This window comes from Shewanella sp. DC2-4 (genome assembly GCF_013248875.1).
GTDB classification, from domain to species: Bacteria; Pseudomonadota; Gammaproteobacteria; order Enterobacterales; family Shewanellaceae; genus Shewanella; species Shewanella oncorhynchi.
Genome location: NZ_JABRVR010000002.1, coordinates 1,994,593 through 2,010,767 on the forward strand (window position 1 = coordinate 1,994,593; position 16,175 = coordinate 2,010,767).

Here is a 16,175-nt window from a genome sequence, read left to right on the forward strand (position 1 = left end):
ACTCATGCAGGCACCCTCGCTAAACGCAACTTGGGATTGATCTGCACTAATACAATTTCCCTCGCAATCGCCCAAATATAAGCAATCATTTCTCTCGCTATGGCTGTCACAACCACATTATAGTGTTTACCTTTTTGCATTAGCCGTTGATATCGACGGCAAAGCCGAAGTTGTGCTTGTCATGCCATATCAACAACTTGCTTCGGCAAACCTTCTTGTCTTAGCTGAAGGTCTGTAGAGATATTGGCGGGATAGCGATAGGTGTGCGCTCCCTCCACGATTAATCGCCTAGCCCGAGTATTGCCGCACTTGGTTATTGCTCCGAGATGACGTTTGCCGCCACTAGAGTGTTCAGCGGGGACGAGTCCTAAATAACTCATTAATTTTCTGGGATGATCAAAGCGTGTTAAGTCGCCTAATTCTGCAATTACACCCGTTGCAACCAAGAGCCGCACACCTCTTAGCGCTTGAATGGCTTTGACAACGGGATAATAGCGCCAATTTCTCACATGATGCGCAAAGTTCATTGTCTAATCGTTTTAGCCTTGCAATCCGTTCCGTGACAGTCTGTAGATATTCCTGCAAGACAATCTGCTGACTGGGATGGGGTAATATCAGTTCAGTTAGCCAACGTAAATGCTGTAGTGACCAATTGGCCGTACCTTTGTAGTTGATATTATTTCGAAGGAGTAACGCTTTAAGTTGGTATTTGGCATCCTTTAAATCCTTCATGGCAGTTTCCCTTGCACGGGAAAGGTCACGAATGGCTTTGTCTTCTGGTTCAGGCTCAGGCACATAGATGGGTGTGAGATCTTCAGATTTAAGTAGCTTAGCGAGTTTAAGCGCATCACGTTTATCAGTTTTGACTTTTTCACCAGGCTTTTTGGGAATGAGAGAGGGAGCGATAACGTAGCAACAGTGGCCTAAGCTAGTGAGGAGACGATAGATCCAATAGCCACAAGGCCTGCTTCGTAGACAAAGTGCAGTGTTGCATCTGGATACTTGGATTGAAATTGTTTTGCTAATTTAGTGATGGATGCTTTTGCACTAGAAACGCGGCCATAATGTACCGATTGTGCACCATAATGGTCTTCGATATAGGCGACTTCGACGAATTCTTTATGAGTATCTAAGCCAATGAAAAGTATGTTATGTTTTATCATGCTGATCTCCAATTTTTAGTTTCTTTGACAAAACTATTATGGCTCTGGCTTTAAGCTAATCCACGATTGATTGGAGATCAGCATCTTTGTGGGGAGTCATTATGTCTATGCCTAAAGGAACATCATGCTAGAAATTAGCTCAGCCATAGAAATCTTAGCGAAGGAATGGGTAAGACTATTTAGGATAAAACCATTTCTAACGGGTATTGCTACTAGTATTTTGATAGGTACTATGGCTGGTGGCATCACTTATCTCGACAAAATTGATCGTGAAAAGAGAGAAAGTAAACGCCTTGAAAGCTTAGATTATCAGAATCAGATTAAGCAGCTTGATGAAATGGAATTAAATGTAAAGCAGTTGCTTGCATTTGTAGATAATCAAAAGAAAACTCTACAAGAGACTGAAGATACAATCTCTAGCCTAAAATCAGAAAAGGAAAAGCTGCAACCGTTGGTAGAAACAGATAGGGCAGTAGTCGAAGCACTTTTCAAGGCTCAAGAAGAACGAGCTAATTCAAATGTCTGGCGTGAGAGATGGATCGGCTTTGGATTTGGAGTGGTCGCCTCACTGATTGCTTCGTTCATCTGGTTTGTCGTGAGCTTGCTCATCAAAGGTAGGCATAACAAGCTAATGCAGCCGACCGTTGGCGCGTCGGCAGATTAGGGCGTTAATCCATAGAAATTTTCATCCGAAACTGACGAGTTAGAGTTAAGGCTTTAACTCGGAAATGTCCCAAAAGAAGGTTAGGGCGCTTCACTCGATATCTATAAAAACTCCTGAAAATGACATATTTATGTCCATAGCGGCTCAAAATCGGCAACATCTTAGTATTTTATTGTGACTTTTTGGACAAGCATAAGCGCGTTGCTAGGTGTTTCTGGCTAGTTTGCGAGTCCAATATACCAAAGCATTCACGTAGCGACGATTAAATTGTTTAAGATACAGTCAAGTGGAACTGGTGATGTGTTCGAGCGACTCCTATGTTGATAAATCACGTCATCAACATTACAACAAATTAATCGGTAAGATTTAGCAGTGGAAATATAGCTACGAACCAATTTCAATTAAGCTTGGTAAACATATGAATTATTGTAAGTAATCATTCTAATGGAGCAACATAATTTGATTGGGGCATTGTTTCATAAAATTCATTTCTAACACGTCATCTATACTTCAAAAGTGTTCGCATAGCTGCGTGTGAGATGCACTTTGTTAAAAAGCAGCAAACACAAAGTTTAATGCGCTCTGGATGAACAGTTTTGCACCATAACGGAGCAAAACTGTTGAAGGAGTGAGTTATAGCCTTGAGATATAATAAAAAAAGTCAGACTCACGAAATGACACAAAACTCATTTGGAATGACAAGCCACACAATAAAAATACGACGATTTCAAGCAATATAGAGAATATTTAACATAATATATATTGTGCGCAGCTTTGTGTGGAAGGGTTTAGATGTGCCGATAAGTGTCGTTATCGGCATTAGCGCGTCATTTCTCCTCGGCTCAGCCTTCGCTCGTCGGCATTCCTTGCTATGCCTTAGCGATGTCTAAATGGTTCTTCTGGTGTGACTCTTCGCAGTTCGCCTTGGCAATGTGGGCACTGGATAAATATCGAGTCAAAATCATCGTACCACCAAGGCTTATTGCAGTTGTTACATTGCAGCTCGGGCTTATCTTGGCGTTCAACCATGCTGTAGCCGCCATCATAAGGGATTATTTGCATGATGCTGTGTCCTTAAGTTGTTCTAGTGTGTCGTCAAGTTCGCCCAGTAACACGCAAGATTTAGCGATTAATTGCAGTTGAGCATCTTCAGGCGCTAAGCCTTTCAGTAAAAACTCGTTAATGGCCTGTATGCCGTTACGTAGCTGGATTGCGCTACTAATTAGTGATTCGTCCATGCTCAGACATCCTTATTGTGTGGATTGGCCATCGTTCTTGGTGCCGATGCGATTAACGACGTTATTGGCGTGATTGTTAAGCCAAAGCGTTTTAGTTCAAGGCCGCCAAAGTTGTTCACGACAAAGCTTGAGCTATCAACTTGATATTCTCCGGCTTGATACGTCTTAGTTGGATCTTCGACTTGTAGCTTCATTTGGACAGGAAATTTCCCGCCTAAATATGCGTAAGCTCTTTGCTCGTAAATGGTTCGCCCGAGCTTACCGTCTTTCGGTGGCATGCTTCGGGCGGTTACGGTTACATCTTCCTGAAATACTTCGATTTTTAACATGGTTATAGCTCCTATGCGTAGGCTTTGAACGGTAAAATATTGGATTGTGCAACTATCGGTAATTGATACCAGTGCGGGACGATTAGCGGTTTAACTTCAATGACTTCTGAGCGTCTTAGTGTTGGGCACATACGGCTCACATCGAATTGCTGGCCGATATCGATACCGATGACTTTTAAACGGGCTTTATGTTCGTAGTATTGTGTGGACTTAAGTGATTTTCTTAAATCAGTTCCTAGTTGCCACATAACGGCATAACACTGAGTTGCATTTGCTGCCTGACGGCTTTTAACAACACCTAAAGACATTAATTGGTCTGCAATTGTTTGGTGTTCATCATGTGAGATTTGGATGGTTTTCATGGCGGTATCGATCTCTTTTAGGTGCGGGTAAAAGTCTTGTTCAGTGACTCGGCCATAAAATTGCAACGTATGACGTTTGAGCAAGGCCTGTCTTAAGCTGTGTTCTTCGCGTACAACACCAGTGCTTTCACAGTATTTAATGAGGTTTTCTAGATAGTTAAGTCTATCGATAGGAACACCGTCTTTTTTGCGGAGTTCTTTTTTTAGATGCCTTTGTAATTCAACGGCTTTGTTATATAGCTTGGTCATTATCCAAGTAGAACCTTCGCCCCAGTTACAGGTATGCCCGTCTGGATAAAGCTTGGGTTTACGACCTCGACCGATTTGCATAGATGACATGCCACGGATAAATGAGGCCTCTTTGCCCTTGCCTACTTGATGATTAACCGTCCAGTCGATAGCGGTAATCTCGGCACCATTACCGACTAATTGTGTAGTTTTCCCATCGGGTGTTTGACGGTATGAAATCTGAGTATTTTTGGTGAACGGAGGTAGACCGAATTGCGCTAAAACGTGATTAAAGATCGCCACACATTCATCAAGCGTTTGTAAGCCAAAAAGGTTATCCATGCGTTGCCAGCGTGACGGATTACCTTCTACCCTCACCCGTTGCCCATCACATCTAATTGTTAGTTTTGTACTGTAAGACCCTTCTAAAATTTTCTGGTTTACCGAAGGCGGTAAATATTCACCCGTTTCTAGTTCGACGCGTTCAATACGATGACGTCCAACAAACGGCAAGCTGCCTGCTGGATGGTCTTGCTGCATGAACAGACGGTCGATAAAAAACAATTCGATTAAAACCCTGTCAAGAAGTTTCACTTAAACATTTGTTTATGTGAACCAATACAAATATGTTGCATGATAATAGGCCAAACAAAAGTGGGTGTAAACTAATATTAAAGTAGGTGTCAGCATGGAAAACTTAAACATGAGTATTGGTAGCGTACTAAAAGACAGGCGGATAGCTCTAAATATCAAGCAAGAAGATATCGCTGAACAGTTAGGGTTGACGGTGCAGACTGTAAGCAAGTGGGAAAGGGATTTAACTGAGCCGAAAGCTAGCCAAGTTACTCAGTTAAGCCAGTTGTTGAAAATTACTGAGAAGGAAATTTGTAGCGGTAAAATTGCTATTGAAACAAATATAGATCCAATTGGATTTATGAAAAAAGTAGCTTCTATCAAAGTGTTAATTGATGACGTTACATTTACATCTATTCTTTATGATTACATCGATAGTAAAACTGAGTTTTTATTTAGCCTTGAAAAAGCACTTAAAAAGACGCATGGGTTTAACTCTGATGACCTAAAAAATCTTCCTAGCGATGTTGAGGAGTATGCACTCCAAATGACGGAGATACGGAACGATATTAATGACCTTGAAGGTATCTGATTGTCCGGATGTCCGGAGTTAGTTTGGGTGTAAGATGTGCCGATAAGTGTCGTTATCGGCATTAGCGCGTCATTTCTCCTCGGCTCAGCCTTCGCTCGTCGGCATTCCTTGCTATGCCTTAGCGATGTCTAAATGGTTCTTCTGGTGTGACTCTTCGCAGTTCGCCTTGGCAATGTGGGCACTGGATAAATATCGAGTCAAAATCATCGTACCACCAAGGCTTATTGCAGTTGTTACATTGCAGCTCGGGCTTATCTTGGCGTTCAACCATGCTGTAGCCGCCATCATAAGGGATTATTTGCATGATGCTGTGTCCTTAAGTTGTTCTAGTGTGTCGTCAAGTTCGCCCAGTAACACGCAAGATTTAGCGATTAATTGCAGTTGAGCATCTTCAGGCGCTAAGCCTTTCAGTAAAAACTCGTTAATGGCCTGTATGCCGTTACGTAGCTGGATTGCGCTACTAATTAGTGATTCGTCCATGCTCAGACATCCTTATTGTGTGGATTGGCCATCGTTCTTGGTGCCGATGCGATTAACGACGTTATTGGCGTGATTGTTAAGCCAAAGCGTTTTAGTTCAAGGCCGCCAAAGTTGTTCACGACAAAGCTTGAGCTATCAACTTGATATTCTCCGGCTTGATACGTCTTAGTTGGATCTTCGACTTGTAGCTTCATTTGGACAGGAAATTTCCCGCCTAAATATGCGTAAGCTCTTTGCTCGTAAATGGTTCGCCCAGGCTTACCGTCTTTCGGTGGCATGCTTCGGGCGGTTACGGTTACATCTTCCTGAAATACTTCGATTTTTAACATGGTTATAGCTCCTATGCGTAGGCTTTGAACGGTAAAATATTGGATTGTGCAACTATCGGTAATTGATACCAGTGCGGGACGATTAGCGGTTTAACTTCAATGACTTCTGAGCGTCTTAGTGTTGGGCACATACGGCTCACATCGAATTGCTGGCCGATATCGATACCGATGACTTTTAAACGGGCTTTATGTTCGTAGTATTGTGTGGACTTAAGTGATTTTCTTAAATCAGTTCCTAGTTGCCACATAACGGCATAACACTGAGTTGCATTTGCTGCCTGACGGCTTTTAACAACACCTAAAGACATTAATTGGTCTGCAATTGTTTGGTGTTCATCATGTGAGATTTGGATGGTTTTCATGGCGGTATCGATCTCTTTTAGGTGCGGGTAAAAGTCTTGTTCAGTGACTCGGCCATAAAATTGCAACGTATGACGTTTGAGCAAGGCCTGTCTTAAGCTGTGTTCTTCGCGTACAACACCAGTGCTTTCACAGTATTTAATGAGGTTTTCTAGATAGTTAAGTCTATCGATAGGAACACCGTCTTTTTTGCGGAGTTCTTTTTTTAGATGCCTTTGTAATTCAACGGCTTTGTTATATAGCTTGGTCATTATCCAAGTAGAACCTTCGCCCCAGTTACAGGTATGCCCGTCTGGATAAAGCTTGGGTTTACGACCTCGACCGATTTGCATAGATGACATGCCACGGATAAATGAGGCCTCTTTGCCCTTGCCTACTTGATGATTAACCGTCCAGTCGATAGCGGTAATCTCGGCACCATTACCGACTAATTGTGTAGTTTTCCCATCGGGTGTTTGACGGTATGAAATCTGAGTATTTTTGGTGAACGGAGGTAGACCGAATTGCGCTAAAACGTGATTAAAGATCGCCACACATTCATCAAGCGTTTGTAAGCCAAAAAGGTTATCCATGCGTTGCCAGCGTGACGGATTACCTTCTACCCTCACCCGTTGCCCATCACATCTAATTGTTAGTTTTGTACTGTAAGACCCTTCTAAAATTTTCTGGTTTACCGAAGGCGGTAAATATTCACCCGTTTCTAGTTCGACGCGTTCAATACGATGACGTCCAACAAACGGCAAGCTGCCTGCTGGATGATCTTGCTGCATGAACAGACGGTCGATAAAAAACAATTCGATTAAAACCCTGTCAAGAAGTTTCACTTAAACATTTGTTTATGTGAACCAATACAAATATGTTGCATGATAATAGGCCAAACAAAAGTGGGTGTAAACTAATATTAAAGTAGGTGTCAGCATGGAAAACTTAAACATGAGTATTGGTAGCGTACTAAAAGACAGGCGGATAGCTCTAAATATCAAGCAAGAAGATATCGCTGAACAGTTAGGGTTGACGGTGCAGACTGTAAGCAAGTGGGAAAGGGATTTAACTGAGCCGAAAGCTAGCCAAGTTACTCAGTTAAGCCAGTTGTTGAAAATTACTGAGAAGGAAATTTGTAGCGGTAAAATTGCTATTGAAACAAATATAGATCCAATTGGATTTATGAAAAAAGTAGCTTCTATCAAAGTGTTAATTGATGACGTTACATTTACATCTATTCTTTATGATTACATCGATAGTAAAACTGAGTTTTTATTTAGCCTTGAAAAAGCACTTAAAAAGACGCATGGGTTTAACTCTGATGACCTAAAAAATCTTCCTAGCGATGTTGAGGAGTATGCACTCCAAATGACGGAGATACGGAACGATATTAATGACCTTGAAGGTATCTGATTGTCCGGATGTCCGGAGTTAGTTTGGGTGTAACAGGAACCCAAACCTAAAAAGTCTGTTTCGGTCGGGGGCGCTTCGCTTGCCTCCCCCTTCCTCCACGCTGCAACAAGGACGAGTTGCAAGCCGTCAGAAACTCTCAAAATGAGAGTAGAGTCCACTGTTAAAGTATGTGGACTCAGGGGCTCTCGCTGTCACTTGTGGCCTTTCCCGCTATGGCGGGCCCCTTTCCAAGTTCTCGCTTAATCCCCTTCGAAAAAGTACCACCAATGGTACAAAAGTGCAGTATTACAGTACTGCACTTTTGAGTGCTGTAAGTTGGTTTTGTCTTCGACCGTTTGACGGTAAACGCGCTGCAAGTCAGCAGCTAAAGAAAAAGAGTCTGGCGGGGAAAATAAACGGGCAAAAAGCGCCCTATCAAGAGCGCTTGGCATTAAGGGACAAGTCCCTTAATAATCCCACTCATCAAGAATTACGTGGAAGTTTATCTAAAATAGCCTGAGGCCCATCAATAGCTAAAGTATTATTTTTAAAGCTAAAGATTAGTTCTAAAACTTCAGCCTCTGTTAAAGTCTCATTATCAATCAAATTAGACTTCGCCATTGAAATAAGTATTTCTGGTGTCATACGACGTACATTATTTTTTATCGGCATGGCTTCTCTCCAAAGAAAACTGGGGGTTATCTCGAATATCTTTTAAATACGGCATTTTTTCATAAATGTAGCTAGGTATATCTTCGGGACTTTTTCTAGCAAGCATTTCAAGGTATTCGTCATCAGTAATTCGACTCTTGACTATCACAGGCATGAGATTCTCCTCTTAGTTAGTGCCTATTTATAATATCGCACAAAAATTAAACCATTGGAATGATCTCTTACAAAAAAACCTATACTTTTTAATTAGTTGACAGATTAAGTGATGCTTTCTAATTTTATTCTGTCAACTAAAAGTGGGCTTCGCACAATCCAAGTTATGCAAAACTCAGCCCTTTCAGGGCTGTTTTTTTATGTCCGGATGCTACAAAAAAAAGCAGTTTTACATAACGTGAGATCACATTGTGCGCAGCCTTGTATCTAATCACTCTATACCTTTCAAATGATCGATTGGTTTGTTGAACGCACTTTCATGACGTTCAATTTGGCTAGTGTGCAAATATTGCGATGTAGTGTCGATACTTTCGTGGCCAGCGTCGGCTTGTACATGGGATAACGGTCTGCGGTTGATATTGATATCGTGCGTAATGCCAGTGTGACGAATATTGTGGGCAGTTAGTTTGCGCATCTGCGCCGCATCTTGTGTAAAGCCATCGATTTCTATACGTTCTGCAGCCAGATTAATTATTTTTTGAATTTCGTCGCGAACATGACGAATGCCTAGATTGGCATTGAGGATACCAACATCTCGGCCGCGTCCAGCAGCTTTGTGCCGTACAAACAAAGGATGATTTTCGTTTGGTCCTGGATAATCCGTTAATCCTAAAAACTGACGATATTTGACTAACGCATCGAGCAAAGCTTTTGAAATCGCAACGCTGCGTCTTTTACCACCTTTACTCAACGGAATATGAAAACTCCAGATGCCCGTTTGCTGATTACGTTTAAACTGGTTCATCACCGGCGAATAACCCGCACGTGCAGACACATCTGAAACGCGTAAATAACAGCAATAAATCAATGTAATGAGGAATAAACTTCTTTGATGTAACTCAGGAAATTCTTCTGCTAGTCCAGTAACGGTCGCCATAATATATGACCACTGTAATTCAGTGAATGCGAGACTATTTTCATCTTCATGACTTTGACGCTGATATTGCCTGTTTGCTGCAAATCGACTGTGATTAAGCCAGATTTGAGCAGGATTCCGCTCACAATATTCTTCACTTGTCAGATACGAATAAAACGAAGACAAAATGGCCATTTTTGTTTTTAACGCATTATCGCTTAACACATAAGGCTGGATTTGCCCGAGTTGTTTTTTGCCGACAAATGGTCGCCATTGCGAGTTTGGAACCCGTTCATCATGCAGTTTATCGTACTTAAACTGTGGCACATTAAAATAACCGATCAGTGCTATCGGCGGTGCTTGGCAATAATCAACGTAACGACTCATGTCTTTGCGCGTAACTTGAATGGGAGACATTGAAACCACATCAAAACACCAATGCAGAAACGTAGTGAGTTCACTGCGATAAGCTTTATAGTTGTTTTCGTTATGCTTTTGCTCAAATAGCCAATCACTGGCATGCTCGATGACTAAGCCCGCATCAACCACCTTTTTCATGCTAATTTGGGTGATATATTGGTTAACAATACTATTGCCAACTTGTATGAATTCAAATGAGTCAAATAACGGGATTACTGGAGGAAGTTGCATATTACATCTGAATTATAAGAGTTTCTTGTATGATAATACTTAAACGCAAATGCCGATAATGTTATTTATCGGCATCAAGATATGTCAGATTTTTAGTGCAACTTGAAAATGAACATTGCTGACAAGTAATACGCTTTTTGCAGCAGATCAAGCATAGCTGCCACACTTGCTGTTTCGATTGGCTATCTAAGCACGTGAAGTCAGATGCGCAGATGTGTCCATCATGTATTAGCTGTGCCAATTTATGCGCTGAAATTGATAAGTTAATTCGATTAGTCATGCCCTTTCCCTCCCTATCATTGTTTGATAGTAACAGAATACACAAATGAGAATCGTTATCAACAATGTAATTTAAGGATTGCCACTCACCTCGCTATTTTATGCAAGATTTTGCACCGCTTTGAAATGTGTCTACTACACTGATTATGTGATCATTATTTTTACTTGAATGAGGTATCGGATGCTGATTGATCTTGCAAAGAAAAACCCTCTTTTTTCCGGTAAAAAGTCTACCGAGACAACAGAGTCTGGTATTCCTTGGAAGGTATTAGTGGTCGATGATGAACCTGATGTTCATACCGTCACTAAGCTTGCCCTCTCCCGCTTTAAACTTGATGGCCGTGCCCTCACCTTTATTAATGCTTATAGTGCCGAACAAGCAAAAGAATTACTCAATCAAGAACATGACATCGCCATTGCCTTTATTGATGTTGTCATGGAAAGTGACCATGCGGGGTTAGAACTAGTAAAGTGGATCCGTGAAGAATTATTGAATAAAACCACTCGATTGATCTTACGTACAGGCCAGCCAGGGCAAGCACCTGAAGAAGACGTTATCGTCAATTACGATATCAATGATTACAAAGCAAAAGCTGAACTGGATTCCCGTAAACTGATGACTAGCGTCTACTCAGCCCTTCGCTCTTATCGCGATATCATGGAAATCGAGCAAGCAAGGCGCACCCAAATAAATCACCGTAAGGGCTTAGAAAGAGTACTAGAAGCCACCTCAGGATTATTTGAACTGCGCACCCTACATAAATTCGCCGATGGGCTACTGACTCAAGTGGCCACTCTACTTAATCTCGATTCAGAAACGCTACTGCTGACTTGTAATGCGATTGATGCAATTAGTGGTCATGTTGAACCTGTCAATATAGAAATCCTTGCAGGTACTGGCCAATTTGCGAATAAATCCCACATTACGCAACTACCTGAACATATTGATCGTCTACTGCGCAGTGCGCTCACCCAACAGCGGTGCCTTTATGAAGACAATTGTTTTATCGGTTACTTTCCCACCAAAGGCGGTTTAATCAATCTACTTTATATGGATGGTATTGATAGAATTGATGATCTTGATAAGAAACTCATTGATATTTTTGCCATCAACGTGGGCATAGCTTTTGAAAATTTGCTGCTCAATCAGGAGGTGGAAGATACACAATCAGAGCTTATTTTACGTTTAGGTGATGTTGTTGAAAGCCGCTCGAAAGAAGCTGCCAATCATGTGAAACGTATGGCGGAGTATTGTTCTCAATTAGCATTACTCGCCGGTTTAAGTGAATACGAAGCCGATTTACTGCGCCGTGCCTCACCAATGCATGACATTGGTAAAATTGCGATCCCCGATGCTGTCCTACTTAAACCCGGCAAATTAGATGACGAAGAATGGAAAGTTATGCGTCAGCACCCTATGATTGGCCATCAAATTCTTGCAAATTCTGAGAGACCAATACTAAAGGCCGCATCAATTATTGCACTGCAACATCATGAAAAATATGATGGTTCTGGTTATCCTGCAAATCTAAAACAAGACGAAATTCACATTTTCTCGCGGATTGTGGCAATCGCAGATGTGTTTGATGCCCTTTCCCATGCCCGCTGTTATAAAACAGCTTGGCCTTTAGAAGAGGTTTTAGCTGAAATGCGTAAAGGGGCGGCAACACACTTTGATCCTCACTTATTACAGCTCTTTATTGAAAATGTAGACATTTTTGTCAAAGTAAAAGAAAACTGGAAGGATCACTAATCTGTAATATGCCCAGTTGATGGTCTTGATGTTTAGAAAGCCATATCAAGCACTTTCAAAGATATATCAAGGCAGTTTTAACCATTGTCATCTGCGAGAAAATCAAAAACAGCCGTTTTAGTTTCACCATTAACGCTAAAACTAACAAAGCCACGCCAAACCATGTAGCCACTACTACAAGAACCGTAGACTAACTGACCGATATAAGTCATTTTGTCAGTTTGCTTCACATTTACAGGAATAACACCCATAAACATGTCTCTTCCTTCTAAGCGGATTTGCACATTAGAAATTGGCATGGAAGATAACAACTGTAATGTCAATGGCTTTTCGCTTGGTGCACTACCTGGTGACAAGCGAAAAGTGAGCTCAACATCCCCAACTTTTTTAACACAATCCCCCTTAGAAAATTGGCAAAGTGAAGGATCAAGACTGCTTTTAAGTGTGACTTGCTTTGCATCTTCCTTACAAGCTGTGAGATTGAAGCTAAATAATGCAATAAATAAATAGGGACTCAGACGAGTTAGCACAAAGATTAACCTTATGATGCAATATGTTAACATTCTATGGCGTAGGTTGATCTAGATCAACTTTCCACACCCCTTCTTTGGTATCTTTTTTGATATGGCTCAAGTATCATTGCGAAACCTCATATTTGAGCAAAAATATGCAGGGTAACGCATTGACATCACTCAGCAACCTTAATAGGGAGGCTGAGTTTTATGTCATTTATAACAGGTAAAGCTTGTCTTTACTAAAAGTAAAAGTAATAAGCAGTGGAAGCATTATGATGAACCATTCCCAGCCAACAGGCGCTGATTACAATTACGCCATTGTCCGCCAATTTGCCTTAACCACAGTTTTGTGGGGTATTGTTGGTATGTCAGTCGGCGTATTAATTGCGGCTCAGTTAATCTGGCCTCAGCTGAACTTTGACACTCCTTGGTTAACGTATAGTCGCTTGCGACCATTACACACCAATGCGGTGATCTTCGCGTTCGGTACATCAGCCCTTTTTGCAACATCCTATTATGTCGTACAACGCACCTGTCAAACCCGACTATTTGCACCTAAGTTAGCCGCATTTACGTTTTGGGGATGGCAAGCCATCATTCTGTCAGCAGCTATCTCTTTACCAATGGGTTTCACCCAAGGAAAAGAATACGCTGAATTAGAATGGCCTATCGATATCGCAATTACTATCGTTTGGGTGTCCTACGCTATCGTGTTCTTCGGTACTATTATCAAACGAACAACTTCGCATATTTATGTGGCGAACTGGTTCTTTGGTGCCTTTATTATTACCGTTGCCGTACTTCACATAGTTAACTCTATGGCAGTACCAGTCAGTCTGTTCAAGTCATACTCTCTGTATAGCGGCGCTGTCGATGCTATGGTGCAGTGGTGGTATGGTCACAACGCTGTAGGTTTCTTATTAACCGCAGGCTTCTTGGGGATGATGTATTACTTCGTACCTAAGCAAGCAGGTCGTCCTGTGTACTCTTACCGTCTTTCTATTGTCCACTTTTGGGCACTGATCGCACTGTATATCTGGGCTGGTCCTCACCACTTACATTACACAGCTTTACCTGACTGGACTCAGTCTTTAGGTATGGTGATGTCACTGATCCTATTCGCACCTTCTTGGGGCGGTATGATTAACGGTATCATGACCTTGTCTGGCGCTTGGCATAAACTGCGTACTGACCCTGTGTTACGTTTCTTAGTTGTTTCTCTGTCTTTCTACGGTATGTCTACCTTCGAAGGCCCTATGATGGCAATTAAGACAGTTAACGCATTATCACACTATACAGACTGGACTATCGGTCACGTTCACTCCGGCGCGCTAGGCTGGGTTGCAATGGTGTCAATCGGTTCTCTGTATCACTTGATCCCTGTATTGTTCGGTCACGGCCGTATGTACAGCATCAAGTTAATTAACGTCCATTTCTGGTTAGCGACTATTGGTACTGTACTTTACATCGTCTCTATGTGGATTTCAGGTGTAATGCAAGGTCTGATGTGGCGCGCAGTGAATGCTGACGGTACTTTGACTTACAGCTTTGTTGAAAGTCTGGAAGCTTCTTATCCTTTCTACTTTGTACGTTTCCTTGGCGGTTGTTTCTTCCTGACCGGTATGCTGATCATGGCATATAACGTGATCCGTACTGTGAAAGCCTCTAAAGATTCATTGCCAGCATTGGCTGAACCAACAGCGGCTTAAAGGAGCAAACTCGATGAAATTTAATCATGAGATAGTTGAAAAAAACATCGGTTTGTTAGCGATTTTTACCGTTATCGCTATCAGCTTCGGTAGTCTCGTTGAAATCACACCGTTGATTTTTCAAAAAGATACGACTGAGCCAGTTGAAGGTTTAAAGCCATACACTGCCCTGCAAATTGAAGGTCGTGACATTTATGTTCGTGAAGGTTGTTATAACTGTCACAGCCAGATGATCCGTCCTTTACGTGCAGAAACTGAACGTTATGGTCACTACTCTGTCGCGGGCGAATCAGTTTGGGATCATCCATTCCAATGGGGTTCTAAGCGTACGGGTCCTGATCTTGCACGTGTTGGCGGTCGTTATAGCGATAAATGGCATGAAGTTCACTTAATCGATCCTCGTGCTGTAGTTCCTCAATCGAATATGCCAGGGTTCCCATGGTTAGCCGAAAACAAGTTAGACGGCAAACTAACGGGTGACAAGATGACTATCCTACGTAACCTGCATAAAGGTGGTTACAAAGGTAATGATCTTTATACCGATGAAGAAATCGCAGGCGCACAGCAAGCTGTTGCAGGTAAGACAGAAATGGACGCCTTGATTGCATATCTTCAGTCTTTGGGTCACGCACTCAAATAAGGAGGCAATATATGGATTACGGCACATTACAAGGCATTTTGACCATCATTGTGATGCTGACCTTCGTCGGTATATTTGCTTGGGCATATAGCTCGCGTCGTCAAAAATCATTTGATGAAGCAGCTAACCTTGTGTTTTCCGATGAGGAAGTCAACAAGGTATCGAAGGACTCAGGAGAGAATAAGTGATGAGTAGCTTCTGGAGTGTTTGGATTACTGTACTCTCGTTAGTCGTGATCGCGGGTTGTTTTCTATTACTGCGTGTGTGTTCTAAGAACACCACTGACGTAAAAGAAGGCGAATCCATGGGTCACAGTTTCGACGGTATTGAAGAACTCAATAACCCACTGCCAAAATGGTGGAGTTATATGTTCTATATCACTATCGTGTTTGGTTTGATCTATTTGGCCCTATTTCCTGGTTTAGGTAACTATAAAGGCCTATTAGGCTGGACCAGTTCTAACCAGAGTATCGGCACAGAGCATGGCATTAAAGCCGATTCTGCCGCAGCGATTGAGCTAGCAGCAAAAGAAGGTCTTTATGTTCAGTATGATCAAGAAGTAAAACACGCTGATGAAAAATATGGCCCAATCTTCGCGGCTTACTTGGCAACACCACTAGAAGAATTAGTGAAAAACCAAGAAGCGTTGAAAGTGGGTGGCCGTTTGTTCCTGCAAAACTGTGCTCAGTGCCATGGTTCTGATGCACGTGGTAGCAAAGGCTTCCCTAATCTTACCGATGGTGACTGGTTATATGGTGGTGAATTAGCCACGATTAAGACCACTATCATGGCAGGTCGTCATGGCATGATGCCACCCAAAGGTGGTTTGCCAATCGAAGATAGCGAGATTGCTGGTTTAGCTGAATACGTTGTTAAATTGTCTGGTCGTGAGCATGACGAGAAACTCGCTGCCCAAGGTCAAGGGTCATTCATGAAAGGTTGTTTTGCGTGTCATGGTATGGACGCTAAAGGCAACAAGTTTATGGGTGCTCCTAACTTAACTGACGATGTTTGGTTATATGGCGGTAGCCGTGGCATGATCGAAGAGACCATTAAACATGGTCGCGCAGGTGTGATGCCAGCGTGGAAAGACGTTCTCGGTGAAGAGAAAGTTCACGTCATTACAGCTTATGTTTATAGCTTGTCAAACAAGTAATTAGGTATAAGTAACACTAAGGCCTCGAAGACTTCGAGG

The 16,175-nt window shown here is 42.1% G+C and carries 22 protein-coding genes and 1 pseudogene; 8 read left to right on the forward strand and 15 right to left on the reverse strand.

Features of this window, described 5'->3' with window-relative positions; all coding sequences use genetic code 11:
* Positions 1-2: 2 nt before the first annotated feature.
* A pseudogene (locus tag HQQ92_RS09490) lies at positions 3-1,163 on the reverse strand (IS110 family transposase).
* A gap of 124 nt (positions 1,164-1,287) precedes the next feature.
* Here HQQ92_RS09490 and HQQ92_RS09495 point away from each other — a divergent pair.
* On the forward strand, positions 1,288-1,827 hold the full coding sequence (locus tag HQQ92_RS09495; RefSeq protein ID WP_173244881.1) for a hypothetical protein: 540 nt from the start codon (positions 1,288-1,290) through the stop codon (positions 1,825-1,827).
* 876 nt (positions 1,828-2,703) lie between these two features.
* Here HQQ92_RS09495 and HQQ92_RS09500 read toward each other — a convergent pair.
* Genes HQQ92_RS09500 through HQQ92_RS09515 form a run of 4 tightly spaced genes read right to left on the reverse strand, consistent with a single transcriptional unit; the run spans position 2,704 to position 4,578 of the window.
* Entirely contained in the window at positions 2,704-2,889 is a 186-nt protein-coding gene (locus HQQ92_RS09500) for a hypothetical protein (RefSeq protein WP_173244884.1), read from the reverse strand.
* Complete coding sequence (locus HQQ92_RS09505; RefSeq protein ID WP_173244887.1) at positions 2,880-3,065, reverse strand: hypothetical protein; 186 nt, start codon at positions 3,063-3,065, stop codon at positions 2,880-2,882. Before HQQ92_RS09505 ends, HQQ92_RS09500 begins: the two co-directional genes overlap by 10 nt.
* Before the next feature lie 2 nt (positions 3,066-3,067).
* Positions 3,068-3,394, reverse strand: coding sequence for a single-stranded DNA-binding protein (locus tag HQQ92_RS09510; RefSeq protein WP_173244890.1), 327 nt, complete (start codon positions 3,392-3,394; stop codon positions 3,068-3,070).
* Positions 3,395-3,405: 11 nt separating this feature from the next.
* Entirely contained in the window at positions 3,406-4,578 is a 1,173-nt protein-coding gene (locus tag HQQ92_RS09515; protein WP_309247076.1) for a phage/plasmid replication protein, II/X family, read from the reverse strand.
* 94 nt (positions 4,579-4,672) lie between these two features.
* Here HQQ92_RS09515 and HQQ92_RS09520 point away from each other — a divergent pair, with 94 nt between their 5' ends.
* A complete protein-coding gene (locus HQQ92_RS09520; protein WP_217272619.1) occupies positions 4,673-5,149 on the forward strand; it encodes a helix-turn-helix domain-containing protein in 477 nt (158 codons plus the stop codon).
* Between the two features lie 118 nt (positions 5,150-5,267).
* On the opposite strand, the gene HQQ92_RS09525 is transcribed toward HQQ92_RS09520, so the two are convergent.
* Genes HQQ92_RS09525 through HQQ92_RS09540 form a run of 4 tightly spaced genes read right to left on the reverse strand, consistent with a single transcriptional unit; the run spans position 5,268 to position 7,142 of the window.
* Positions 5,268-5,453: a hypothetical protein gene (locus HQQ92_RS09525; protein ID WP_173244884.1), complete on the reverse strand. Its 186-nt coding sequence runs from the start codon at positions 5,451-5,453 to the stop codon at positions 5,268-5,270.
* A complete protein-coding gene (locus HQQ92_RS09530) occupies positions 5,444-5,629 on the reverse strand; it encodes a hypothetical protein (protein ID WP_173244887.1) in 186 nt (61 codons plus the stop codon). The genes HQQ92_RS09525 and HQQ92_RS09530 overlap by 10 nt, the downstream gene beginning before the upstream one ends.
* Positions 5,630-5,631: 2 nt before the next feature.
* Positions 5,632-5,958, reverse strand: a complete 327-nt coding sequence (locus HQQ92_RS09535; RefSeq protein ID WP_173244893.1) for a single-stranded DNA-binding protein — start codon at positions 5,956-5,958, stop codon at positions 5,632-5,634.
* Positions 5,959-5,969: 11 nt separating this feature from the next.
* The gene (locus HQQ92_RS09540; RefSeq protein WP_309247076.1) at positions 5,970-7,142 is read right to left on the reverse strand and encodes a phage/plasmid replication protein, II/X family; all 1,173 of its coding nucleotides are present in this window, start codon (positions 7,140-7,142) and stop codon (positions 5,970-5,972) included.
* A 94-nt stretch (positions 7,143-7,236) separates the two neighbouring features.
* Here HQQ92_RS09540 and HQQ92_RS09545 point away from each other — a divergent pair, with 94 nt between their 5' ends.
* A complete protein-coding gene (locus HQQ92_RS09545) occupies positions 7,237-7,713 on the forward strand; it encodes a helix-turn-helix domain-containing protein (protein WP_217272619.1) in 477 nt (158 codons plus the stop codon).
* A gap of 239 nt (positions 7,714-7,952) precedes the next feature.
* Here the strand turns inward: HQQ92_RS09545 and HQQ92_RS09550 are convergent, their stop codons facing one another.
* The 5 genes from HQQ92_RS09550 to HQQ92_RS23715 form a co-directional block, all read right to left on the reverse strand.
* Positions 7,953-8,144, reverse strand: a complete 192-nt coding sequence (locus HQQ92_RS09550) for a hypothetical protein (protein WP_173244896.1) — start codon at positions 8,142-8,144, stop codon at positions 7,953-7,955.
* A gap of 31 nt (positions 8,145-8,175) precedes the next feature.
* Positions 8,176-8,364, reverse strand: a complete 189-nt coding sequence (locus HQQ92_RS09555; RefSeq protein WP_173244898.1) for a hypothetical protein — start codon at positions 8,362-8,364, stop codon at positions 8,176-8,178.
* A complete protein-coding gene (locus HQQ92_RS09560) occupies positions 8,348-8,518 on the reverse strand; it encodes a hypothetical protein (RefSeq protein WP_173244901.1) in 171 nt (56 codons plus the stop codon). Before HQQ92_RS09560 ends, HQQ92_RS09555 begins: the two co-directional genes overlap by 17 nt.
* A gap of 270 nt (positions 8,519-8,788) precedes the next feature.
* Positions 8,789-10,084, reverse strand: coding sequence for a site-specific integrase (locus HQQ92_RS09565; protein ID WP_173244903.1), 1,296 nt, complete (start codon positions 10,082-10,084; stop codon positions 8,789-8,791).
* Positions 10,085-10,145: 61 nt separating this feature from the next.
* Positions 10,146-10,364 carry a hypothetical protein gene (locus tag HQQ92_RS23715; RefSeq protein ID WP_081729032.1) on the reverse strand — a complete coding sequence of 73 codons (219 nt, stop codon included), beginning with the start codon at positions 10,362-10,364 and terminating at the stop codon, positions 10,146-10,148.
* Positions 10,365-10,544: 180 nt separating this feature from the next.
* Between HQQ92_RS23715 and HQQ92_RS09570 the strand changes: the two genes are divergently transcribed.
* On the forward strand, positions 10,545-12,116 hold the full coding sequence (locus HQQ92_RS09570; protein ID WP_113940482.1) for a DUF3369 domain-containing protein: 1,572 nt from the start codon (positions 10,545-10,547) through the stop codon (positions 12,114-12,116).
* 77 nt (positions 12,117-12,193) lie between these two features.
* Here the strand turns inward: HQQ92_RS09570 and HQQ92_RS09575 are convergent, their stop codons facing one another.
* Positions 12,194-12,679 (reverse strand): hypothetical protein, encoded by a 486-nt coding sequence (locus HQQ92_RS09575; protein ID WP_217272620.1) that lies wholly within the window; start codon positions 12,677-12,679, stop codon positions 12,194-12,196.
* A 224-nt stretch (positions 12,680-12,903) separates the two neighbouring features.
* Between HQQ92_RS09575 and ccoN the strand changes: the two genes are divergently transcribed.
* From ccoN to ccoP, 4 genes are read left to right on the forward strand one after another with little or no spacing between them, the layout of a single operon-like run.
* Entirely contained in the window at positions 12,904-14,340 is a 1,437-nt protein-coding gene (gene ccoN, locus HQQ92_RS09580; RefSeq protein WP_028759964.1) for a cytochrome-c oxidase, cbb3-type subunit I, read from the forward strand.
* 13 nt (positions 14,341-14,353) lie between these two features.
* A complete protein-coding gene (gene ccoO, locus HQQ92_RS09585; protein WP_028759965.1) occupies positions 14,354-14,980 on the forward strand; it encodes a cytochrome-c oxidase, cbb3-type subunit II in 627 nt (208 codons plus the stop codon).
* A gap of 11 nt (positions 14,981-14,991) precedes the next feature.
* Entirely contained in the window at positions 14,992-15,168 is a 177-nt protein-coding gene (locus HQQ92_RS09590) for a CcoQ/FixQ family Cbb3-type cytochrome c oxidase assembly chaperone (RefSeq protein WP_028759966.1), read from the forward strand.
* Positions 15,168-16,136, forward strand: a complete 969-nt coding sequence (gene ccoP / locus HQQ92_RS09595) for a cytochrome-c oxidase, cbb3-type subunit III (protein WP_028759967.1) — start codon at positions 15,168-15,170, stop codon at positions 16,134-16,136. Before HQQ92_RS09590 ends, ccoP begins: the two co-directional genes overlap by 1 nt.
* Positions 16,137-16,175: the final 39 nt, after the last annotated feature.